We start from the raw sequence: 20,714 nt of genomic DNA, 5'->3' as shown, positions 1-20,714 counted from the left end.
GACGCACAAAATGACGCGCGAGACATCAGGGCCTTCGGCGATGGAGACGCTGCTTTCGACGCTCGATCTGGAGCCGATCGAGGTCGATATCTTTCGCGGCCGCAGCCCGCAGGTTGGCTGGCAGCGGGTTTTCGGCGGCCAGGTGATCGGCCAGGCGCTGATGGCGGCGCAACGCACGGTCGAGGGCGAGCGTTTTGTGCATTCGCTGCATGCCTATTTCATGCGCCCCGGCGACCCCTCGGTGCCGATCATCTACCAGGTGGAGCGCATCCGCGACGGATCGAGCTTCAACACCCGGCGCGTCGTGGCTATACAGCACGGGAGGGCGATCTTTGCACTATCGGCGTCCTTCCAAGGCGAGGAGCCCGGCTTCGACCACCAGATCGCCATGCCCGAGGTGTCGGCGCCGGAGGCGCTGCTCGGCGAGCAGCAGATCAAGGAGCAATATCTGGCGCATGCGCCCGAAGCGATCCGGAAATACTGGGAGCGCGAGCGGCCGATTGAGATCCGTCCCGTTTCGCTGACGCATTATTTTTCCGATAAGAAGCTCGATCCCAGGCAGGACGTCTGGGTGCGCGCCACCGGCCCTGTTCCCGACGACCGGCTCTACCAGGCGGCGGTTCTTGCCTATCTCTCCGATATGACACTGCTCGATACCGCTCTCTATGCTCATGGCACGTCCATCTTCGACCAGAGCCTGCAGGTGGCGAGCCTCGATCATTCCATGTGGTTTCACAGGCCATGCAAGCTCGACGATTGGCTGCTCTACACACAGGACAGCCCCTCGGCTTCGGGCGCCCGCGGATTGACCCGGGGCAGCCTGTTTACGCGATCGGGCGAGCTGGTCGCCTCCGTCGCACAGGAGGGTTTGATTCGGAAAAAGGCAAATGAATAAATAATGTGCATCTCTACAAATTTGCGCATTATTTGTGCGCTTATTGGCCGATCATTTGCCTCATTATTGGCGCTCTCAATTATAGTATTTATTTTTCAATAACTTACGTGGCTCTTCGAATCTGGCACGCCCTTTGAATGTCTATCGCCGGTCGCTGTTCAGGAACGTCAGCGGCAAGGAGAGTCGGCTCCGCGCCGAGGATAACGAAGGATGGGAAACCAGATGAAAATTGTGATGGCTATTATCAAGCCGTTCAAGCTCGATGAGGTCCGCGAAGCCCTTACGGCGATCGGCATTCAGGGCCTGACCGTGACCGAAGTGAAGGGCTACGGCCGCCAGAAGGGTCATACTGAAATTTACCGCGGCACCGAATATGCGGTCAGCTTCCTGCCGAAGCTCAAGATCGAAATCGCGGTTGCATCGGAACTCGTCGACAGAGCCGTCGAAGCCATCGCAGCGTCGGCCAAGACCGGCCAGATCGGTGACGGCAAGATTTTCGTCTATTCGATCGACCATGCCGTGCGTATCCGTACGGGCGAAACCGATTCAGAAGCGCTGTAAAGAGCGGCAGAGCAAGGAGCTTTATTCCATGTCAATTTCGAAGTTTTCCTCCACCTTTGCGCTGGCTTGCGCAGCAACGGCTGCGCTTCTCGCGCCGGCCGTGGCTTTCGCGCAGGAAGCGGCACCGGCCGCTGCCGCCGCCGCTGCCCCCGCCTTCACCATGGACAAGGGTGACAATACCTGGATGCTCGTCTCCTCGGCGCTCGTCCTTCTGATGACGATCCCGGGTCTTGCGCTTTTCTACGGCGGTCTCGTTCGCGCCAAGAACATGCTCTCCGTGCTGATGCAGGTCTTCATGATCACCGCCGTCGTGGCACTGCTCTGGGTGACCTACGGCTATTCGCTCGCCTTCACCGACGGCGGCTCGCTGAACAGCTTCGTCGGCGGCTTCTCGAAGGCGTTCCTCGCCGGCGTCAACACCACGTCGCTCGCCGAAACCTTCACGAAGGGCGTCGCCATTCCCGAATACACCTTCGTCGTCTTCCAGATGACGTTTGCCTGCATCACGCCCGGCCTCATCGTCGGCGCATTCGCCGAGCGCATCAAGTTCTCGGCCGTCATGCTCTTCGTCGTGCTCTGGGTCACCTTCATCTACTTCCCGATGGCCCACATGGTCTGGTTCTGGGGCGGCCCGAGCTCCTACACCTCGCCGGCCGGCCTGATCTACTCCTTCGGCGCAATCGACTTTGCCGGCGGCACGGTCGTTCACATCAATGCCGGTATTGCAGGCCTCGTCGGTGCTATCATGCTCGGCAAGCGCACCGGTTATAAGAAGGAGATCATGGCGCCGCACTCGATGACGCTCACCATGGTCGGCGCATCACTGCTCTGGGTCGGCTGGTTCGGCTTCAACGCCGGCTCCAACCTCGAAGCCAATGCCTATGCATCGCTTGCCATGATCAATACCTTCGTTGCGACGGCCGCTGCCGCCGTATCCTGGTGCATCGTTGAAAGCCTCGCGCGCGGCAAGGCTTCCATGCTCGGTGGCGCTTCCGGCGCCGTTGCCGGTCTCGTTGCCATCACTCCGGCAGCAGGCTTTGCCGGCCCGATGGGCTCGATCGTTCTCGGCCTTATCGTCTCGCCGGTCTGCTACTTCTTCGTTGACGTCGTGAAGAACAAGTTCAACTACGATGACAGCCTTGACGTCTTCGGTGTGCACTGCATCGGCGGTATCCTCGGCGCTCTCGGCACCGGTATCCTCGTCAACCCGGCTCTTGGCGGCGCCGGCATCGTCGACTACTCGACGGCCGATTTCGCTGCGACCTATGCCGGCACGGCAACTCAGGTCCTGGCCCAGGCCAAGGGCGTGCTGACGACGCTGCTGTGGTCGGGCATCGGCTCGGCGATCCTCTACAAGATCGTCGACGTCGTCATCGGCCTGCGCGTCAGCGTCGAAGCCGAGCGCGAAGGTCTCGACCTGTCGACCCACGGCGAAGCCGCTTACCATTCCTAATATCGGCTTGCGGCGCTCGGGCATCGGGCGCCGCTTCACGGCCCGTCGCGGCCTATCTCGAGCGTTTCCGAGTTAGACCCGGAAAAGCTCAGCCATAGACCGCATTTGGCCCGGACCTCCAAGGTTCGGGCCTTTTTCATTTTACCACGCTCAAGGAATGCGCATCCCGGCATGCATGGTTAACATCGCTTTAACCCGGCTCTGGTTAGGTGGAGCGGACGCATTTTGGCATGGCGAGGCTTCGGTGATTCGTCTGCCCAGGCATTGGACGGGTTAGACACATGGCAAGAAGCACGTCGCCGGCAATGGATGGCCGTCCGGATCGGTTCTCCTTCTCGGCATTTATGCTGCGGCAGGTCCAGGCGCTTATCGGCTTTGCGGTCTTTCTGCTGCTGGCGCTCGGCGTGGCGGCTCTCGCGACATGGAATGTCGCCGATCCGAGCTATTCCTATGCCACGGCCAACCTGCCGACGAATGTCCTCGGCTACAGCGGTGCCGCCTTCGCCGATATCGTCATGCAGTTCCTGGGGTTGGCTAGCGTTGTTTCGATGCTGCCGATCGTCGCCTGGGCGCTGGCGCTGATCTCCGGCCGCCGCTTCAGCCGCATTCCTGCCCGCGCCGCTGCATGGCTTGCCGGTACGGTGCTTTCTTCCGCCGTCATCGGCTGTTTTCCGCCGCCGCTCACCTGGCCGATCCCGAACGGCATCGGCGGCGTCGTCGGTGACATGATCCTGCGTTTTCCCGCGCTCTTCGTCGGCGCCTATCCCACGGGCACCTTTGCGATGGTCGTCGGCTGCATCTTTTCCCTGCCGACCGCGTGGATGATGCTGTTCGCGTCGGGCATTGTTGGCCATAGCGATGCCGACGACGAGATCGAAGAGGATTACGTCAACACGACAAGCAGGGCCCGTGTCGTCGGAGACGAGGATGAAGAAGACGAGTCGCGCTGGGTTGCCTGGAGCGGCGCCGTTACCCATGCCTGGTACATGAGCCAGGGGCGGCTCCGCCGGCTCTTCGGAATGGGACCGCGCAAGCGCCGCCAGGGCGATTTCGAATCGCCCTATGATTTCAACGATGACGAGTTCGGCACGCTGAACGAACCGGTGCGCGCCAAGGCCCCGACAGCCCGGGGCGAGCGCATGGAACCGTCGATGGAGTCGCGCGCGGCTTCGCCGCGGCGCATCGTCGCCGCGCCGTCACTTTCCATCGATGACGAAGATGATGACGACGATCTGCCCTTCGATGCCGATATGCCGCCGCGCCCGGCCGATATCCTACCCGACGACGATGATGACGGCTGGATGATCCGCGCGCCGGCAAAGGCCGCCGGCAAGCCGGAACCGCGCGTTGTTCCCGCCGCTGCGCGTCCAAAACCCAGCCCCCGAATCGAGCGGGAGGCGCAAGGCTCGTTCATCCGTCCCGAAGGTTTCCAGCTCCCTTCCATGCACCTGCTCGCCGAGCCGAAGAACGTCGTGCGCGATTCCACGCTGTCGGCTGATGCGCTGGAGCAGAATGCCCGCATGCTCGAAGGCGTGCTCGAGGATTTCGGCGTCAAGGGCGAGATCATCCATGTCCGCCCCGGTCCTGTCGTCACCCTCTACGAGCTGGAGCCGGCGCCCGGCATCAAATCGTCGCGCGTCATCGGCCTTGCCGATGATATCGCTCGTTCGATGAGCGCGATCGCCGCCCGTGTCGCCGTCGTTCCCGGCCGCAACGCGATCGGCATCGAATTGCCGAACCAGACGCGCGAGACGGTCTACCTCCGCGAGCTCATCGCCTCCCGGGATTTCGAGGGCAGCAAGGCGAAGCTCGCCATGGCGCTCGGCAAGACGATCGGCGGCGAGGCCGTCATCGCCGATCTCGCCAAGATGCCGCATCTGCTCGTTGCCGGCACCACCGGCTCGGGCAAATCGGTCGCCATCAACACGATGATCCTGTCGCTGCTCTACCGCATGACGCCGGAACAGTGCCGGCTGATCATGATCGATCCGAAGATGCTCGAACTCTCCGTTTATGACGGCATTCCGCATCTGCTTTCGCCTGTCGTCACCGATCCGAAGAAGGCCGTCGTCGCGCTCAAATGGACCGTCCGCGAGATGGAAGAGCGCTACAAGAAGATGTCGAAGATCGGCGTGCGCAATATCGACGGTTTCAACACCCGCGTTGAACAGGCCTTGTCGAAGGGCGAGGTGATCTCGCGCACGGTGCAGACCGGCTTCGACCGCCATACCGGCGAGGCGATGTACGAAACCGAAGAATTCGATCTGAGGCCGATGCCCTACATCGTCGTCATCATCGACGAGATGGCCGATCTGATGATGGTCGCCGGCAAGGATATCGAAGGCGCCGTGCAGCGTCTGGCGCAGATGGCGCGCGCGGCCGGCATCCACGTGATCATGGCTACACAGCGCCCGTCCGTCGACGTCATCACCGGCACGATCAAGGCGAACTTCCCGACCCGCATCTCCTTCCAGGTGACCTCGAAGATCGACAGCCGCACGATCCTCGGCGAACAGGGCGCCGAACAGCTGCTCGGCATGGGCGACATGCTCTACATGGCCGGCGGCGGGCGCATCCAGCGCGTGCACGGCCCGTTCGTCTCCGACGTCGAGGTGGAAGAGATCGTCTCTTACCTCAAGACGCAGGGCTCGCCGCAATATCTCGACGCGATCACCGCCGATGACGACGAAGACGGCGACTATGGCGGCGGTGGTGGCGGCCCGGCCGGCACGTCGAACCTTTCGGATTCGGAAGATCCCTACGACCAGGCCGTCGCCGTCGTGCTGCGTGACGGCAAGGCTTCGACCTCCTATGTGCAGCGCCGGCTCGGTATCGGTTACAACCGTGCCGCCTCGCTGATCGAGCGCATGGAGAAAGAAGGAATCATCGGGCCGGCCAACCATGCCGGGAAACGCGAAATCCTCGTTCCGACCGAAGACGACATCCTCGACCGCTGAAATTATCGCCATATATTTTCCATGCGGCCGGTTTTGCGGAAAGCTGGCAGCATAGGCGCCGCAGCCTCTCACGCGGCTGACCGCAGCGCCTTGAAGACGCCGCCATTTGGCGGCATGCAGATCGCATAAAGGAGATTTAGATGAGCAACTCCGATTCCTTCCTCTCCGGCCTGACAGTGACGCGCCGTGAACTTCTGGGCGCCCTCACTGTTGCCGCGGTGTCGAGCGCTGTTCCTCTGGGCGCCTTCGCGCAAGCGGCAGCGCCGGCCTCCGGCACCGCCCAGGCGATCGCCGACCATTTTTCCGGCGTAACGACGATGCAGGGGGAATTCGTGCAGTTCGGCCCGCGCGGCGAGCAGACCGGCGGCAAGTTCTTCATCCAGCGTCCCGGCAAGCTGCGCTTCAACTATGACGACCCGTCGCCGATGCGGGTGATCGCCGACGGCAAGAATGTCGCGATCGGCAATACCAAGCTCAAAACCTGGGATCTCTATCCGCTCTCCAAGACGCCGCTCAGTCTGCTGCTGGCGCAACGCATTGATTTGTCGGCCGGCATGGTGAAGGGCGTGAAGGAGGAATCGGACCTGACGACGATCGCGCTCGGCAACAATACAGTGTTCGGAAATTCGACCATCACCATGATGTTCGACCCGAAGACCTACGACCTGCGCCAGTGGACGATTACCGACAATCAGGGCAAGGATACGTCGGTGATGATCTTCAACGTCAAGACGGGTGTGCAGTTCGACGACCGCGTCTTTCGGGTCCCTTACGAGAGCATCCAGGGCACGCCTCAGTCGCGCGACTGAGACCTTTTCGGTTGATCGCCCGCATGCTTTCGCATGCGGGCAGTTCCATCGTGTCCGCCTTTGTTTTAAAGCCCTTTTTATGAAAGCGCGTCGCGTCGAGCCACAGTTCTGTGGTTCGGCTGGATTGCGGGCTTGACGCGAGAGGGTATGGGGCATGGGCTTTTCGATCACCACCTGGAACATCAACTCGGTCAGGCTGCGGATGCCGATCGTCGAACAGTTCATTCTCAAGCACAGGCCCGATATTCTCTGCCTGCAGGAAACCAAGGTGCCGAACGAGCTGTTTCCGGCCGCACCCCTCAGGGCGATGGGCTATGATCACATCATCATCCACGGCCAGAAGGGCTATCACGGCGTAGCGATCGCTTCGCGCATTCCGCTGACGGAGGATCACCGGCAGGATTATTGCGGCGTCGGCGATGCCCGCCACATCTCGGCGATCTTCGAGCGCGGCAATCGCCGCGTCCGCCTGCACAATTTCTATGTCCCGGCCGGCGGCGACGAGCCGGACCGTACGATCAATCCGAAATTCGGCCACAAGCTCGATTTCATCGAGGAGATGAAGCAGCTGAAGGCCAATGGGGAGACCAACACTTCCGCCATCCTCGTCGGCGATTTGAACATCGCGCCGCTGGAGCACGACGTCTGGTCGCACAAGCAGCTCCTGAAGATCGTCAGCCACACGCCGGTTGAAACCGATGGGCTGCTCGACGTGATGAAGCGCGGCGGCTGGCTCGACCTCATGCGCCATCACGTGCCGGCTAGCGAGAAGCTCTATACCTGGTGGAGCTACCGCGCCAAGGACTGGGAAACGGCCGATCGCGGCCGCCGCCTCGACCATATCTGGTCGTCCTCCGATCTCGGGCCGCATCTCAAGCGGATCGAGATCCTCAAGGAGGCACGCGGCTGGGATCGTCCTTCGGACCATGTGCCGGTGACGGCGCATTTTGATCTCTAATGCAGTGGATTCTCCAGGAGTTTGAAGACACCCATAAGCTAGCCGAGGCGCTCGACCGGCTCGGTATCCCCTATACGTGGCACAAGGTCGTCCCGTTCGTCGGCGAGCTTATTCCGAAGCCCGTTGTCACCGATCCGGGCTCCGTGGTCCTGTTCGGCTCCTACACGTTGTGGAGAAATGCCGAGGCGAACGGCTACTGGCCGGGTGTGTTCAAGCTGCGTCCCTTCGTTCAGGAACGGGCGTGGCATCCTTACCTGCTCAATGGAGCTGATGCATTGTTTTTGGCCCTCTGCGACATCCCGGAGCGCCTGCCTGATGATGGGAGGGATTGGTTCCTGCGCCCCGTCGACGACAGCAAGGAAGAACCCGGCGACGTCAAATCGACCGGCGAGATCATTCGCATGGCGGAAAGAGTTCTCGCGCTCGACGAAGATGAAATTCCAACGGGATCGCTACGCCATGACACGCTTCTTATGCTCACCAAGCCCGTTCGCATCATGCGTGAATGGCGTCTCTGGGCCGTCAACGGGCGGATCGTCACCCATTCGCTCTACAAGGACGGGTCGCGTGTCATTCATCGCCACGAGATCGACGACGATGCGCTGGAGTTCGGGCAGCGCATGGTGGACTTCAATCCCGGTTATTCGCCGGCTTATGTGATCGATGTCTGTCGCACCGAAGAGGGGCTGAAGCTGCTCGAGACAAACTGTCTCAACGCCGCCGGCTTCTATGCCGCAGATCTTGTAAAGCTTGCCGCAGCGATCGATGGTCTGGCACGCGACTGAGGTTCCAACACGATAGGATTCAGCTGAAGCGGTGGAACTGGCTCGCGGCCTTTGCCGCGAGTTCGGCAATGTTGTCGCGGATGCGGTTCTGGATCAGGCGGGCCGCGTCAGGATATTCCTCCAGCAGCCGATGGAAGAGGGCGCGGGTGATGCGGAGGATACCGGTATCCTCACGCGCGATCGCGGTGAACTTGCGTTCCACCAGCGTCACCAGCGCGAGCTCTGATATCAACGTTCCAGGGCCTGCTATGGCTTCGGCTCTTTGCATACCGTCGCTGCCTGTCGTGCTCAGCTCCAGGCTGCCGCTGACGACGACATAGGCGCTTTCGGCCGGCGAGCCCTGGCGGAACAGCATCTGCCCGGCGGCGATCATGCGCCGGTCGGCGCCGAAGGCGATCAGCCGCAGCTGATCCTCGCTCATATCCTTGAACAGCGGAAGCTGCGAAAGCAGATGAATGTCGTCGGTCAGCGCCATGTGGGCTTTTCGCCTTAGAGCAATTCCAGCAAAGGTGCCTAGCGGTTTTGCCAGGCAAAGCGTGAAACGCTTTTTCCGGGAATTGCGTGAAAACAAAGAGATAAAGCATTTCCGTGATTCGGAGAAAACGGAAATGCTCTAGGGTATGATCTTGTAGCCGCCATTTTCCGTCACTAGGATCTCGGCGTTGGAGGGGTCACGCTCGATCTTCTGGCGCAGCCGGTAGACATGGGTTTCCAGCGTGTGCGTCGTCACGCCGGAATTATAACCCCAGACCTCTTCGAGAAGCACGTCGCGGGTGACGACCTTCTGTTCGGCGCGGTAGAGATAGCGAATGATCGCCGCTTCCTTTTCCGTCAGGCGGATCTTCTGGCCGTTGTCGGTGGTGAGCAGCTTCTGGCTCGGCTTGAAGAGATAGGGGCCGACGGTGAAGGTCGCGTCCTCGCTCTGCTCGTGCTGGCGCAGCTGCACACGGATGCGCGCAAGCAGAACGGCGAAGCGGAAGGGTTTGGTGACATAGTCGTTGGCGCCGGCTTCGAGGCCGAGGATCGTGTCCGAATCGGTGTCGTGGCCGGTCAGCATGATGATCGGCGCCTTGAAGCCGCCCTTACGCAAGAGCTTCACCGCTTCGCGGCCGTCCATGTCGGGCAGGCCGACATCCATGATCAGCAGGTCGATCGGCGTCGAGCGGGCGGTCGCAACACCCTTGCCGGCGTTGGCTTCCTGCAGAACCGTGAATTCCTCATAAAGCGACAATTGCTCCGTCAGCGTCTGGCGAAGATCCTCGTCGTCATCCACCAGAAGAATGGTGCGTGCGGTCATGCCGTTGTGTCCTCAAGTTGGTCCTCTAGTCCTACGCCAAATTCCGTGTTTGGCAAGGATCGGCCGGCGGGGCTGTTGCCGGGCAGGTTTTCATATGATTTCAATTAAACTCCCAAGCAATGCAAGACATGCGAGAAAAATGGAAAAAGCAAGGCGGGGCCGAGAGATGAAGCCGTCCACGGTCGTGGTGCGCTCGGCACCGGGAAGCAAGAGCCGCGCGATTGTCCGGCTCGGCGCGATCACCGTACCGGCGGCGATCGGCCGGGCCGGCCGCACCATACTGAAACGCGAGGGCGACGGCGCCACGCCGATTGCATCGATGAAGCTGATATCGGGTTTCCGGCGCGGTGAGCGGAACGGCCGGCTTGCCACGCCGCTTGACCTTCGCCGCATTCGTCCCGACATGCTCTGGTGCGATCAGCCGGGCAGTGCCAACTACAACCGCCTCGTCAGGGCGCCGTTTGGCGCAAGCCACGAGGAGATGCAGCGCAGCGACACGCTTTACGATGTCTGCCTTGTCATGGATTGGAACATCTCCTCGCGGGCGCGCCATCGCGGCTCGGCGATCTTCTTCCACCTCATCCGGCCGGGCTACGAGCCGACCGCGGGCTGTGTGGCGGTGAACCTCCGCGACATGCGCCGCCTTCTTCCCCATCTTCGAAAGGGAACGATTGTCCGAGTGCTCTGATTGTTTTGTGGGAGGGCCGCCTATATGTTTCGGTGACCGAACGCTCAGGCTGAAATGCGTTCCGGGACGTCCGCGGACATGTGGGCGCAATCCATGCCTCGTCCAATTCTTCAAACTCCCGGAGATATATTGTGACCGCTCAACCCATCATTACTTTCCATGACGGACATTCCATTCCCCAGGTCGGTCTCGGCGTCTGGCAGACGCCGCAGGACATCGCTGCTCCGACGGTGCGCGCCGCCATTGCCGCCGGCTATCGCCATATCGATACGGCTTCCGGCTACGACAACGAAGAGGGTGTCGGCGAAGGCATCCGCTCTTCCGGCCTCGACCGCAAGGATATCTTCGTCACCACCAAGCTCAGGAACACCGACCAGGGCTACGACAATACGCTGCGCGCCTTCGACGGCAGCCTGAAGAAGCTCGGTTCCGACTATGTCGACCTCTATCTCGTTCATTGGCCATCGCCGCATCGCGGCCTTTATACCGAAACCTGGAAGGCTTTCGTGCGCATCCGGGAAGAGGGCCGGGCTCGTTCGATCGGCGTGTCGAATTTCTATCCCGAACATCTGGAGCGCATCATCGGCGAAACGGGCGTCGTTCCGGTCATCAACCAGATCGAACTGCATCCGGATTTCCAGCAGAAGGCGGCACAGGAGGTTCACAAAAAGCTTAATATCGCAACTGAATCCTGGAGCCCGCTTGGCCAGGGCAAGTTCATCTCGAACCCCGTCATCGGCGAGATCGCCAGGAAACATGGGAAAACGCCGGCTCAGGTGATCATCCGCTGGCATATCGACACCGGCCTCGTCGTCATCCCGAAATCGGTCACGCCGTCACGCATCGAGGAGAACCTCCAGGTTTTCGGCTTCAAGCTCGATACCGATGATATGGCTGCGATCGCCAAGCTCGACAGCGCCGGAGCCCGCATGGGACCGGATCCGATGACGGCGGCCTTCTGAGCGTTCCCGAGCGTATCAGCGGCCGCCGCGGAAGGAGAGATCAACCGTGGCGGCCGCCGCTTGACGGAGGCATGTCGCCTTCACGTCAATAACTGCATCCCGATCCGTTGGTCGGCGCAAAGCCGTAGCTGCAGGTATTGCTCAGGCGCTGTGGCCGCTCGATCGAGCTGGTATAGCCGTCGAAGGCGCGTGCGGGATACCAATAGCCGTTAGAACTCTTGCGATAGCCGGCCCGGGCACTGCTGTAGCCGCGGTATCCGTTGAGAGATGGTATCTTGTTCTGCGCGACTTGTTGCAACAGGCCCGACGAGGCCATGACCGGCGGTATCGCCGGGTGGATCGGCGCGGCGGCGACGGAGTCGATCCATGCCAGCGATGCAAATGTGATCAGGCTCGCTCGCAGTAAACTCGGTACTATTTTCTGCCTCATGGCGATTTCCCCGATGGCGCGGTGTCGCCGAACCTGAACGGTGCCTGTCACGTATCGCGCCGGATATCGATGAGGCCACAGGCATTTCACGATGTCGATTGCCCGAAAGGATGAAATCCGCAGTGCGGGCCACGCACAAACGGGTTCACCCGCTGTCGAGTGCGAGGCTAAAGATGCCGCGAAAAGCGAAGACGCCCGACGCGTTCCGGACGCATCGGGCGGCTTTTATGCTCATCCGTCGGACGGATCAGATCAATTCCATTCGCGGATATCGACGAAGTGGCCGGCAATCGCGGCTGCGGCGGCCATGGCCGGCGAGACGAGATGGGTGCGGCCCTTGAAGCCCTGACGGCCCTCGAAATTGCGGTTCGAGGTCGAGGCGCAGCGCTCGCCCGGCTTCAGGCGGTCGTCGTTCATGGCAAGGCACATCGAGCAGCCCGGCTCGCGCCAGTCGAAGCCGGCGGCCTTGAAGATCTTGTCGAGGCCTTCGGCTTCCGCCTGTTCCTTGACGAGGCCGGAACCTGGAACGATCATGGCATTGACGGTCGAGGCGACGGTCTTGCCCTCGACAACCTTGGCGACGGCGCGCAGGTCCTCGATGCGGCCATTGGTGCAGGAGCCGATGAAGACACGGTCGACAGCGATGTCGGTCATCGGCGTGCCCGGCTTCAGGCCCATATAGTCGAGCGCACGCCACTTGGAGGCGCGCTTCGTCTCGTCCTGGATTTCATCCGGATTCGGCACGATGCCCTGAACGGAGACGACGTCCTCGGGCGAGGAGCCCCAGGAGACGATCGGCGGCAGTTCGGCGGCGTTCAGCTTGACGACGCGGTCGAAATGAGCGCCCTCGTCGGACTTCAGCGTGCTCCAGTAGGCGATCGCCTGTTCCAGCGCTTCGCCCTTCGGCGCACGCGGCTTGCCCTTGATATATTCGAAAGTGATTTCGTCAGGGGCGATCAGGCCGGCGCGAGCGCCGCCTTCGATCGACATGTTGCAGATCGTCATGCGGCCTTCCATCGACAGCGCGCGGATCGCTTCGCCGGCATATTCGATGACATAGCCGGTACCGCCTGCGGTGCCGATCTCGCCGATGATGGCAAGAACGATATCCTTGGCGGTGACGCCTGCCGGCAGCTGGCCGTCGACCTGCACCAGCATGTTCTTGGCCTTCTTCTGGATCAGCGTCTGGGTGGCGAGAACGTGCTCGACCTCGGACGTGCCGATGCCGTGGGCGAGAGAGCCGAAGGCACCGTGTGTGGAGGTGTGGCTGTCGCCGCAGACGATCGTCATGCCCGGCAGGGTGAAGCCCTGTTCCGGCCCGATGATATGGACGATGCCCTGGCGCTTGTCGTTCTCGGAATAATATTCGACGTTGAACTCAGCGGCGTTCTTGGCGAGCTGCTCGACCTGAATGCGGCTTTCCTCGTTCTTGATGCCGAGATGGCGGTCGGCCGAGGTCGGAACGTTATGGTCGACGACGGCGAGCGTCTTTTCCGGCGCGCGGACCTTGCGGCCGGACATGCGCAGGCCTTCGAAGGCCTGCGGCGAGGTGACTTCGTGGACCAGGTGGCGGTCGATGTAGAGAAGACAGGTTCCATCTGCCTGTTCGTCGACCAGATGATCGTCCCAGATCTTGTCGTAGAGGGTACGCGGTGCGCTCATGGCGTTAAGTCCGTTTTTGGAAGCTTTGGAAAATCGGAAAAAGCGGATCAGGCTCCGCCGGCCGTCATTCGATCAACGAAGTCGGCTGTTGAGCGCACCGGACACGCATGCAAAGAACCGCGCCGGCAGGCGGTAATGATCCTGCAGCACGAAAATATGCGCGCCAATGCAACTGAACTTGGATTCCATGGCGCTGGATATAGCGATTTTTGATCGAAACGGCAATTCGAATCGTGAGGCGCGTCCTTTGTGCGTCGGAAATGGACGCAGGCGCTTAGCGCCGCGGCATTTGCTTCATCTTCTTCTCGATCCGCCGCAGCGCCAACGACAGGCCGATCGTCAGGATAAGGTAGATATAGGTGACGATCGAATAGGTCTCGAAGAAGCGGAAGGAGCCGGAGGCATAGACCTTGCCCATCTGCGTAATGTCGGCGACGCCGAGAACGGAGACGAGTGACGAATCCTTCACCATCGAGACGAAGTCGTTGGAGAGCGGTGGGAAAATGACCCGGATTGCCTGCGGAAAGACGACGAGCCGGAAGCGGCGGTAACGCGAGAGACCGAGCGATTTGGCGGCCTCGATCTGGCCGAGATCGACCGACTGAAAACCGGCGCGGAAGATTTCGGCAATGAAGGAGGAATAGCCGATCATCAGCGCGACGATGGCGCGCCACATCAGCGACAGATCGCGCACGAGGATCGGCTCGGCGATACCTGATTTCACCAACGGCGTGATGATGAAGTTATAGGCCGCAACGAAACCAGGCGCGCCGACGAAGGCGATGTAGAAGAGCAACACGAGGATCGGGATGCCACGGATGATCTCGATGTAGAAGCGGGCAATCTGGCGCAGCACGATGCTGTCGGCCAGCCCAAGCAGCGCGATACCGAGACCAAGCACCGTTGCCAGCACAAAGGCGACGAGCGTCACGAACACGGTAATGCCGGCGCCGTTCACGACGGTCCGGAAGACCTGCGCATAAATGTCGTTGGTGATAATGACGACGGCGAGAATGATGCCGATCAGGACAAGGACGACCAGCCACCAGGGACGATCGTCCTTCTCGTGTCGCGGGGATGGTTGTAGCGCCATCTGCGATCGCTCGGGGGATTATTCGCCCATCTTGTAGTCGAGGAACCACTTCTTGTTCAGCGCATCGAAGGTGCCGTCGGCCTTCAGCGCTGCGACGGCGGCATTGACGGGGGCGACGAGATCGGAACCCTTCGGGAAGATGAAGCCGAAATCCTCGGTGCCGAGCGGTCCGCCGACGACCTTCAGGGCGCCGTTCGAAGAATCGACATAGCCCTTGGCAGCGACGCTGTCTGTCAGCACGAGATCGACGTCGCCTGTTTTCAGGGCCTGCACGGTGGCGCCGAAGGTTTCGAAAAGCTTGATGCGCGGGTTCTGTTCATTGCCATCGAGGATTTCATAGACGGCGGTGTAGAAAGGCGAGGTTCCGGGCTGGGCGCCGATCAGGCCGTCCTTAAAGCCGCCGAAGGACTTGGCGTCGGTGAAGCGTTTCTCGTCGCCGCGCACCAGCATGAATTGCTGCGAGCGCATATAGGGATCGGAGAAGTCCACCTTCTGCTTGCGGTCTTCCTTGATGGTGATGCCGGTCATGCCGATGTTGTACTGGCCGTCGGACACCGCCTGGATCATCGCGTCCCAGCTGGTGTTCTGGTATTCGACCTTGAAGTTCAGCCGCTTCGCGATCTCATTCATCGCATCATATTCCCAGCCGATCGCCTTTCCGGATTTGGGGTCGACGAATTGCAGCGGGGGATAGGCGTTCTCGGTGACGACGACGACGCCCTTACCACCGAGATCCGGCAGTTCGGCAGCCGGTGCGGCCAGGGGCAGAAGAGCAAGGGCGGCGAAGCTCGCAAGAACGGTACGACGAAACAGCATGGGACGGCTCCAGAAATTGAACGCGAAAATTGTCACGGAAGATGGGTGTGAGGCAAGGCCGCCGGCTACGTGGACGCGTAAAAAATAGAAAAGGCGATCCGAAGACCGCCTTTCCAGAAACAGAATTTTGCGCAGATCTTATTCTGCGGCCTTGTCGGCCTCGGCTGCAGCTGCTGCTTCGGCAGCGGCCTTGGCTTCCGCAGCTTCTGCTGCTGCCTTTTCGGCGGCGAGCGCCTGGGCGGCTGCGACCTTCTCGGCTTCGATGCGTGCCTTTTCCTCGGCAACGGCGGCGCGCTCGGCGTCGTTGAGCTTGCGGGCGCGGACGCCGGTGTCTTCAACGATACGAGCGGACTTGCCGCGACGGTCGCGGAGGTAATAGAGCTTGGCGCGACGGACCTTACCGCGGCGAACGACGTCAACGCTTTCGATCATCGGCGAGTAAACCGGGAATACGCGCTCGACGCCTTCGCCGTAAGAGATCTTGCGGACCGTGAAGTTTTCCTGCAGGCCGCCGCCGGAGCGGGCGATGCAGACGCCTTCATAGGCCTGAACGCGGGTACGGTTGCCTTCCGTGACCTTCACGTTGACGCGGACGGTGTCGCCCGGGGAGAATTCGGGGAGGGTGCGCTTGGCTTCGATCTTGGCGGCCTGTTCGGCCTCAAGCTGCTGAATGATGTTCATCGTCTTAACCTTTGGTTCTTCTGAAACAGCCAGAGCGCTCACACTGTCCTTCGGTCGATGCCTCCGGAGTTTGCCCTTGCGGACGGGAGCGGGTTCGCCATTCTTTGTTTGCTGGCAGACGGGGCTAACCCCATTTCCGCGTGCGCCAATACACCAAAGGCCAGGGCTTGTCATCCCTTGCACGACACTTTTGTGAAAAGGCCGGCGAAATCAGCCGTTTTTCTCGGCTTTAGCGCTATCGAGCAGGTCCGGCCGCCGTTCCCGCGTCAGTCGCACCGCTTCCTGGTGCCGCCATTTCTCGATGGCGCCGTGATTGCCCGACGTCAGGATTGACGGGATTTCCCGGCCTTCCCACTCTTGCGGCCTCGTATAATGGGGATGTTCCAGCAGCCCGCCTTCGAAGCTTTCGTGCAGGCCGGAAAGATCGTTGCCCATAACACCAGGCAGGATGCGTATGATCGCGTCGAGCAGGATCAATGCCGCAGGTTCGCCGCCCGACAGCACGTAGTCGCCGATCGACACCTCTTCCAGTCCGCGTGCCTCGATTACCCGCTGGTCGACGCCCTCGAAACGGCCGCAAACGATGATGACGCCTTCGCCTGCCGCAAGTTCGCGCACGCGCTCCTGCGTCAACGGCCGGCCGCGCGGGCTCATCAGCAGCCGCGGACGGGCATCATTTTCCGAGGCGCTGTCGATCGCGCGGGCGAGAATGTCTGGTTTCAGCACCATGCCCGCTCCGCCGCCGGCCGGCGTATCGTCGACGGTGCGGTGCTTGTCGGTTGCGAAATCGCGGATCTGAACCGCGTCCAGCGACCATTGCCTGCGTTCCATCGCCTTGCCGGCGAGCGAGAAGCCCAGATGTCCCGGAAACATCTCCGGATAGAGTGTCAGTACGCTCGCCCGGAAAGCCATGGCGTCACTTCTTCTTTTTCGCCTTGTCCGGCGTGAATTTTGGAGACTCGGGATCATCGACCAATCCCGCCGCAAGCGGGTCGATCAGCAGCGTGCCGGCTTCGAGGTCGATCTCCAGCACCGAGGCTTCCGAGAAGGGGATCAGCACCGGGCGCTTGCCCGGGCCTTTGAGCTCCAGGAGATCGCCGGCGCCGAAATCGAAAACGCCGGTAACCGTACCGTAGCTGACGCCCTTGTCGTCGCGCGCTTCCAGCCCTTCAAGATCGGCATAGTAGAACTCGTCGTCCTCCAATTCCTCGTCCGGCAGGTTCTCGCGCTCGATATAGAGTTCCAGCCCATTCAGCGCTTCGGCGGCATTGCGGTCGTTGATGCCGCGGAAGCGGACGACGACCATATTTTTCATCTCGCGGATCTCAAGGACTTCGAAGCTGCGTCCATCCATGCTGTGCAGCTTGCCGTAGTCGCCGAGCGCGGTCGGATCTGCCGTATAGGCCTTGGCGCGCACTTCACCACGCAGGCCCTGCGCGCCGCCGATCGTCGCCATCAGAACGGGGTTTTCAAGCTTTGTCATGGGGTCCTTCATGTGAAGCCGGGAGACAGGATTCTCATAAACGAAGTGCGGAGGATTGGAAACGAAAACGGGCGGCATGTCGCCATGCCGCCCGTTCGATCGAGGGAATGTCCCGATTATTCCGCTGCGTCCGTAGCAGCAGCGGCGTCGGCGGCCTTCTGAGCCTTTTCGGCGGCGCGTTCCTGAGCGCGCTTGCCCGGCTTTGCCTTGATCGGGTTGTTCTTGGCTTCGCGCTTGGCAACGCCGGCTTCATCGAGGAAGCGCAGAACGCGATCGGTCGGCTGGGCGCCGTTGTCCAGCCAGTGCTTGATACGCTCGGCGTTCAGCTGAACGCGCTTCTCGTCGTCCTTGGCGAGCATCGGGTTCCAGGAGCCGAGGTTTTCGAGGAAACGGCCGTCACGCGGGCTGCGCGCATCGGCGAGAACGACGTGGTAGTACGGGCGCTTCTTGGAGCCACCGCGGGCGAGACGAATTTTCAGTGCCATGTTCTTTACTCCTTAGGCTTTTCTTGACCGCTTCGTAAGGCGGTAGGGTTATCGGGCTGCGGCGTTCTGTTCAGCGTGGTCCGCAGCGATCTGCTCATGATGCCGGATGACTTCCTTGATGACGAAGTTCAGGAACTTCTCGGCGAAATCCGGGTCCAGATGCGCATCTTCGGCAAGCTGACGAAGACGAGCGATCTGGTATTCCTCGCGCGCCGGATCGGCCGGCGGCAACTTATACTTAGCCTTCAGCACGCCGACCTCTTTGGTGCAGCGGAAGCGTTCGGCCAGAATGTGGACGAGCGCCGCATCGATATTGTCGATCGACTGGCGGTAGCTCGAAAGCTGTGCTTTGACGTCTGGATCAATCATGGGGCAGGCGATCCTTTCACTTCTTCTTGGGCAATCCGGGCAGGCCCGGGAAACCACCACCGAGGCCCGGCAGCTTCGCGCCGCCAAGACCGGGCAATCCGCCCGGCAAGCCTCCGCCTAGACCGGGCATACCCCCACCCGGTTTTCCCAAACCCGCGGCTTCCGCCTGCTTCTGCAGCGCTTCAAGCTGCTTCGGGTCGATATTCGAGAGATCAGGCATGCCGCCCATGCCGCCGAGGCCCCCCAGCCCCATCTTGCCGGCGAGGCCGCCCATCATCTGCTTCATCAGGCCGCCTTTGCCTTTGCCACCCATCATCTTCATCATGTCGGCCATCTGCCGATGCATCTTCAGAAGCTTGTTGATGGCGGCCGCATCCGTGCCGGCCCCGGCGGCGATGCGCTTCTTGCGTGAGTGCTTGAGCAGGTCGGGATTGGCGCGCTCGGCCTTGGTCATCGACTGGATGATGGCGATCTGGCGGCCGAAAAGCTTGTCGTCGAGGCCGGCAGCGGCCATCTTGTCCTTCATACCGGCCATGCCGGGCATCATGCCTATGATGCCGCCCATGCCGCCCATCTTCTGCATCTGGCGCAGCTGATCGGCGAGGTCGTTCAGGTCGAACTTGCCCTTGGCCATCTTGGCGGCCATGGCGGCCGCCTTCTCGGCGTCGATGTTCTCCGCCGCGCGCTCGACGAGCGAGACGATATCGCCCATGCCGAGGATGCGGTCGGCGATGCGGCGGGGATGGAATTCCTCCAGCTCGCTCATCTTCTCGCCGACACCGATCAGCTTGATCGGCTTGCCGGTGACGGCGCGCATCGAAAGAGCAGCACCACCACGGCCGTCGCCGTCCATGCGGGTCAGCACGAGACCGGTGATGCCGACGCGTTCGTCGAAGTTGCGGGCGAGATTGACGGCGTCCTGACCGGTCAAGCTATCGGCGACCAGCAGGATTTCATGCGGGTTCGAGCGCTTCTTGATGTCGGCCATCTCGACCATCAAGGGCTCGTCGATATGGGTGCGGCCGGCGGTGTCGAGGATAACGACGTCGTGGCCACCGAGCTTTGCCGCCTGCACGGCGCGGGAGGCGATATCGGTCGGAGACTGGCCTGCGATGATCGGAAGCGTGTCGATATTGGCCTGGGCGCCGAGCTGGCGAAGCTGTTCCTGCGCGGCCGGACGACGCGTGTCGAGCGATGCCATCAGCACCTTCTTCTTCTCGCGCGTTGTCAGCCGGTTGGCGATCTTGGCCGTGGTCGTCGTCTTACCGGAGCCCTGCAGACCGACCATCATGACGACCACAGGGGCCGGCGCATGCAGATCGATGCCCACACCTTCGCCGCCCAGCATCTCGATCAACTCGTCGTGGACGATCTTGACGACCATCTGGCCGGGCTTGATCGACTTCAGGATCTCGGCGCCGACGGCCTTTTCACGCACTCGGTCAGTGAAGGAGCGCACGACGTCGAGCGCGACATCGGCTTCCAGCAACGCACGACGAACCTCGCGCAGCGCTGCGGAAACATCGGCTTCCGAAAGCGCGCCACGGCCTGTCAGTCCATTCAGAATGGATCCAAGACGGTCCTGGAGGTTTTCAAACATCGGCTCTTCCTTGATACGTTTCGGGCGGGTTCGATATGCCCGGAAACGTCGTGCTTTTCCTTGACGAAAACAAGACGCAAAGCCAAAAAGCACCCGAGGGCGCATCGCGCTGTCGGGTGTTGACCTCCGGGATCTCGATGTCCCGGTCGGCGGCTCGGAGTCATGCGGCTCGTCGCGGATTGGGCGCGATAAACAGGAAAGTGCGGGGAAAGTCAAGGCGAATGCGTGGAATGACCGCGTGGCGGGCTTTTCACAACCCGTGCGGCATGGCGGCACGCGGTCAAAATTCCGGCCGACAGTCCAAATTCGCTATACAGCCCAGTTGCAAAATATTCCGCTTATGATTCTATTTTCTACTTAAGTGCGTTCTGTAAAATGATTCGTAAATATCCTTGATGCCGGATGATCCGGCGGAGATATCGAATGATAAGTCCCGATATTGAGAGTTGGGCGCTGGCACGGGCCCATCATATTGTCCTGAACGAAGGCCTGAACCTTGCGAAGGCGGCACAGGATCTGGACCGCAAGCGGTCCCGCTCGCTGGTCTACGAACTTCGAAAGGTCATTACTGCGGCAATCGTCGAAGCGCATGCGGCATCCTTTGAAGCCGATGGGGCGCAGCGGTAAAATCCGGGCCGCCTTAAAGAGGTCGGCCGGCTGCAATGCCTGCGCCGCGCCCACCCACTGGTAATTCCTTCGCGTTTCCGCCATATACAGCGGAAAGACGGAC

22 protein-coding genes are annotated in these 20,714 nt (G+C 61.2%); 10 read left to right on the top strand and 12 right to left on the bottom strand.

Going from position 1 to position 20,714, the window contains the following annotated elements:
- Positions 1-10 precede the first annotated feature (10 nt).
- From tesB to NE852_RS20885, 7 genes are all read left to right on the top strand, one after another.
- Entirely contained in the window at positions 11-895 is an 885-nt protein-coding gene (gene tesB / locus NE852_RS20915) for an acyl-CoA thioesterase II (RefSeq protein ID WP_008528206.1), read from the top strand.
- A 210-nt stretch (positions 896-1,105) separates the two neighbouring features.
- On the top strand, positions 1,106-1,456 hold the full coding sequence (locus NE852_RS20910; protein ID WP_003543684.1) for a P-II family nitrogen regulator: 351 nt from the start codon (positions 1,106-1,108) through the stop codon (positions 1,454-1,456).
- Between the two features lie 28 nt (positions 1,457-1,484).
- Positions 1,485-2,909 carry an ammonium transporter gene (locus tag NE852_RS20905; protein ID WP_008528202.1) on the top strand — a complete coding sequence of 475 codons (1,425 nt, stop codon included), beginning with the start codon at positions 1,485-1,487 and terminating at the stop codon, positions 2,907-2,909.
- A 281-nt stretch (positions 2,910-3,190) separates the two neighbouring features.
- Positions 3,191-5,866, top strand: coding sequence for a DNA translocase FtsK (locus NE852_RS20900; protein WP_258156042.1), 2,676 nt, complete (start codon positions 3,191-3,193; stop codon positions 5,864-5,866).
- 140 nt (positions 5,867-6,006) lie between these two features.
- Complete coding sequence (locus NE852_RS20895) at positions 6,007-6,675, top strand: outer membrane lipoprotein carrier protein LolA (RefSeq protein ID WP_008528190.1); 669 nt, start codon at positions 6,007-6,009, stop codon at positions 6,673-6,675.
- A gap of 154 nt (positions 6,676-6,829) precedes the next feature.
- Positions 6,830-7,633: an exodeoxyribonuclease III gene (locus tag NE852_RS20890; RefSeq protein ID WP_008528189.1), complete on the top strand. Its 804-nt coding sequence runs from the start codon at positions 6,830-6,832 to the stop codon at positions 7,631-7,633.
- Positions 7,633-8,418, top strand: a complete 786-nt coding sequence (locus NE852_RS20885) for an ATP-grasp domain-containing protein (protein WP_008528188.1) — start codon at positions 7,633-7,635, stop codon at positions 8,416-8,418. Before NE852_RS20890 ends, NE852_RS20885 begins: the two co-directional genes overlap by 1 nt.
- A gap of 19 nt (positions 8,419-8,437) precedes the next feature.
- Here the strand turns inward: NE852_RS20885 and NE852_RS20880 are convergent, their stop codons facing one another.
- On the bottom strand, positions 8,438-8,893 hold the full coding sequence (locus NE852_RS20880) for a cyclic nucleotide-binding domain-containing protein (RefSeq protein WP_258156041.1): 456 nt from the start codon (positions 8,891-8,893) through the stop codon (positions 8,438-8,440).
- A gap of 138 nt (positions 8,894-9,031) precedes the next feature.
- Positions 9,032-9,715, bottom strand: a complete 684-nt coding sequence (locus NE852_RS20875; protein WP_088683801.1) for a response regulator transcription factor — start codon at positions 9,713-9,715, stop codon at positions 9,032-9,034.
- Positions 9,716-9,881: 166 nt separating this feature from the next.
- Here NE852_RS20875 and NE852_RS20870 point away from each other — a divergent pair, with 166 nt between their 5' ends.
- Both NE852_RS20870 and NE852_RS20865 read left to right on the top strand, forming a co-directional pair.
- Positions 9,882-10,403, top strand: coding sequence for a L,D-transpeptidase (locus NE852_RS20870; RefSeq protein ID WP_008528173.1), 522 nt, complete (start codon positions 9,882-9,884; stop codon positions 10,401-10,403).
- A gap of 131 nt (positions 10,404-10,534) precedes the next feature.
- Positions 10,535-11,365: an aldo/keto reductase gene (locus NE852_RS20865; protein ID WP_258156039.1), complete on the top strand. Its 831-nt coding sequence runs from the start codon at positions 10,535-10,537 to the stop codon at positions 11,363-11,365.
- An 85-nt stretch (positions 11,366-11,450) separates the two neighbouring features.
- On the opposite strand, the gene NE852_RS20860 is transcribed toward NE852_RS20865, so the two are convergent.
- The 10 genes from NE852_RS20860 to ffh all read right to left on the bottom strand — a co-directional run bounded on the left by NE852_RS20860 (position 11,451) and on the right by ffh (position 19,984).
- Positions 11,451-11,795, bottom strand: coding sequence for a hypothetical protein (locus NE852_RS20860; RefSeq protein ID WP_008536697.1), 345 nt, complete (start codon positions 11,793-11,795; stop codon positions 11,451-11,453).
- A gap of 252 nt (positions 11,796-12,047) precedes the next feature.
- Entirely contained in the window at positions 12,048-13,457 is a 1,410-nt protein-coding gene (gene leuC / locus NE852_RS20855) for a 3-isopropylmalate dehydratase large subunit (RefSeq protein ID WP_258156037.1), read from the bottom strand.
- Positions 13,458-13,731: 274 nt separating this feature from the next.
- Complete coding sequence (locus NE852_RS20850; RefSeq protein WP_008528157.1) at positions 13,732-14,550, bottom strand: amino acid ABC transporter permease; 819 nt, start codon at positions 14,548-14,550, stop codon at positions 13,732-13,734.
- 18 nt (positions 14,551-14,568) lie between these two features.
- Positions 14,569-15,366, bottom strand: a complete 798-nt coding sequence (locus tag NE852_RS20845) for a transporter substrate-binding domain-containing protein (protein WP_008528155.1) — start codon at positions 15,364-15,366, stop codon at positions 14,569-14,571.
- Between the two features lie 138 nt (positions 15,367-15,504).
- Positions 15,505-16,047 (bottom strand): 50S ribosomal protein L19, encoded by a 543-nt coding sequence (gene rplS, locus NE852_RS20840; protein WP_258156036.1) that lies wholly within the window; start codon positions 16,045-16,047, stop codon positions 15,505-15,507.
- 210 nt (positions 16,048-16,257) lie between these two features.
- Positions 16,258-16,959, bottom strand: a complete 702-nt coding sequence (gene trmD / locus NE852_RS20835; RefSeq protein ID WP_008528152.1) for a tRNA (guanosine(37)-N1)-methyltransferase TrmD — start codon at positions 16,957-16,959, stop codon at positions 16,258-16,260.
- A gap of 4 nt (positions 16,960-16,963) precedes the next feature.
- Positions 16,964-17,530 carry a ribosome maturation factor RimM gene (gene rimM, locus NE852_RS20830; RefSeq protein WP_037171820.1) on the bottom strand — a complete coding sequence of 189 codons (567 nt, stop codon included), beginning with the start codon at positions 17,528-17,530 and terminating at the stop codon, positions 16,964-16,966.
- Between the two features lie 116 nt (positions 17,531-17,646).
- Complete coding sequence (rpsP, locus tag NE852_RS20825) at positions 17,647-18,015, bottom strand: 30S ribosomal protein S16 (RefSeq protein ID WP_008528150.1); 369 nt, start codon at positions 18,013-18,015, stop codon at positions 17,647-17,649.
- 48 nt (positions 18,016-18,063) lie between these two features.
- The gene (locus NE852_RS20820; protein ID WP_258156034.1) at positions 18,064-18,384 is read right to left on the bottom strand and encodes a chorismate mutase; all 321 of its coding nucleotides are present in this window, start codon (positions 18,382-18,384) and stop codon (positions 18,064-18,066) included.
- Between the two features lie 16 nt (positions 18,385-18,400).
- Positions 18,401-19,984 carry a signal recognition particle protein gene (gene ffh / locus NE852_RS20815; RefSeq protein ID WP_008528147.1) on the bottom strand — a complete coding sequence of 528 codons (1,584 nt, stop codon included), beginning with the start codon at positions 19,982-19,984 and terminating at the stop codon, positions 18,401-18,403.
- A 402-nt stretch (positions 19,985-20,386) separates the two neighbouring features.
- Here ffh and NE852_RS20810 point away from each other — a divergent pair, with 402 nt between their 5' ends.
- Complete coding sequence (locus NE852_RS20810; RefSeq protein ID WP_205621947.1) at positions 20,387-20,611, top strand: hypothetical protein; 225 nt, start codon at positions 20,387-20,389, stop codon at positions 20,609-20,611.
- The last annotated feature ends 103 nt before the right edge of the window (positions 20,612-20,714 follow it).

Origin of the sequence: Rhizobium sp. Pop5, from assembly GCF_024721175.1 — a bacterium.
GTDB lineage: Bacteria > Pseudomonadota > Alphaproteobacteria > Rhizobiales > Rhizobiaceae > Rhizobium.
Note: the sequence above shows the minus strand (reverse complement) of the source record. Positions and strands in the feature narration are given on the sequence as shown.

Bases quoted from the DNA above. Each gene is read 5' to 3' on its own strand.
- ffh (WP_008528147.1), bottom strand. From the start codon at position 19,984: ATGTTTGAAAACCTCCAGGACCGTCTTGGATCCATTCTGAATGGACTG.
- NE852_RS20850 (WP_008528157.1), bottom strand. From the start codon at position 14,550: ATGGCGCTACAACCATCCCCGCGACACGAGAAGGACGATCGTCCCTGG.
- NE852_RS20860 (WP_008536697.1), bottom strand. From the start codon at position 11,795: ATGAGGCAGAAAATAGTACCGAGTTTACTGCGAGCGAGCCTGATCACA.
- NE852_RS20895 (WP_008528190.1), top strand. From the start codon at position 6,007: ATGAGCAACTCCGATTCCTTCCTCTCCGGCCTGACAGTGACGCGCCGT.
- NE852_RS20910 (WP_003543684.1), top strand. From the start codon at position 1,106: ATGGGAAACCAGATGAAAATTGTGATGGCTATTATCAAGCCGTTCAAG.
- rplS (WP_258156036.1), bottom strand. From the start codon at position 16,047: ATGAACATCATTCAGCAGCTTGAGGCCGAACAGGCCGCCAAGATCGAA.
- NE852_RS20890 (WP_008528189.1), top strand. From the start codon at position 6,830: ATGGGCTTTTCGATCACCACCTGGAACATCAACTCGGTCAGGCTGCGG.
- rpsP (WP_008528150.1), bottom strand. From the start codon at position 18,015: ATGGCACTGAAAATTCGTCTCGCCCGCGGTGGCTCCAAGAAGCGCCCG.
- trmD (WP_008528152.1), bottom strand. From the start codon at position 16,959: ATGGCTTTCCGGGCGAGCGTACTGACACTCTATCCGGAGATGTTTCCG.
- NE852_RS20810 (WP_205621947.1), top strand. From the start codon at position 20,387: ATGATCCGGCGGAGATATCGAATGATAAGTCCCGATATTGAGAGTTGG.
- NE852_RS20905 (WP_008528202.1), top strand. From the start codon at position 1,485: ATGTCAATTTCGAAGTTTTCCTCCACCTTTGCGCTGGCTTGCGCAGCA.
- NE852_RS20880 (WP_258156041.1), bottom strand. From the start codon at position 8,893: ATGGCGCTGACCGACGACATTCATCTGCTTTCGCAGCTTCCGCTGTTC.
- tesB (WP_008528206.1), top strand. From the start codon at position 11: ATGACGCGCGAGACATCAGGGCCTTCGGCGATGGAGACGCTGCTTTCG.
- NE852_RS20900 (WP_258156042.1), top strand. From the start codon at position 3,191: ATGGCAAGAAGCACGTCGCCGGCAATGGATGGCCGTCCGGATCGGTTC.
- leuC (WP_258156037.1), bottom strand. From the start codon at position 13,457: ATGAGCGCACCGCGTACCCTCTACGACAAGATCTGGGACGATCATCTG.
- NE852_RS20875 (WP_088683801.1), bottom strand. From the start codon at position 9,715: ATGACCGCACGCACCATTCTTCTGGTGGATGACGACGAGGATCTTCGC.
- rimM (WP_037171820.1), bottom strand. From the start codon at position 17,530: ATGACAAAGCTTGAAAACCCCGTTCTGATGGCGACGATCGGCGGCGCG.
- NE852_RS20885 (WP_008528188.1), top strand. From the start codon at position 7,633: ATGCAGTGGATTCTCCAGGAGTTTGAAGACACCCATAAGCTAGCCGAG.
- NE852_RS20845 (WP_008528155.1), bottom strand. From the start codon at position 15,366: ATGCTGTTTCGTCGTACCGTTCTTGCGAGCTTCGCCGCCCTTGCTCTT.
- NE852_RS20870 (WP_008528173.1), top strand. From the start codon at position 9,882: ATGAAGCCGTCCACGGTCGTGGTGCGCTCGGCACCGGGAAGCAAGAGC.
- NE852_RS20820 (WP_258156034.1), bottom strand. From the start codon at position 18,384: ATGATTGATCCAGACGTCAAAGCACAGCTTTCGAGCTACCGCCAGTCG.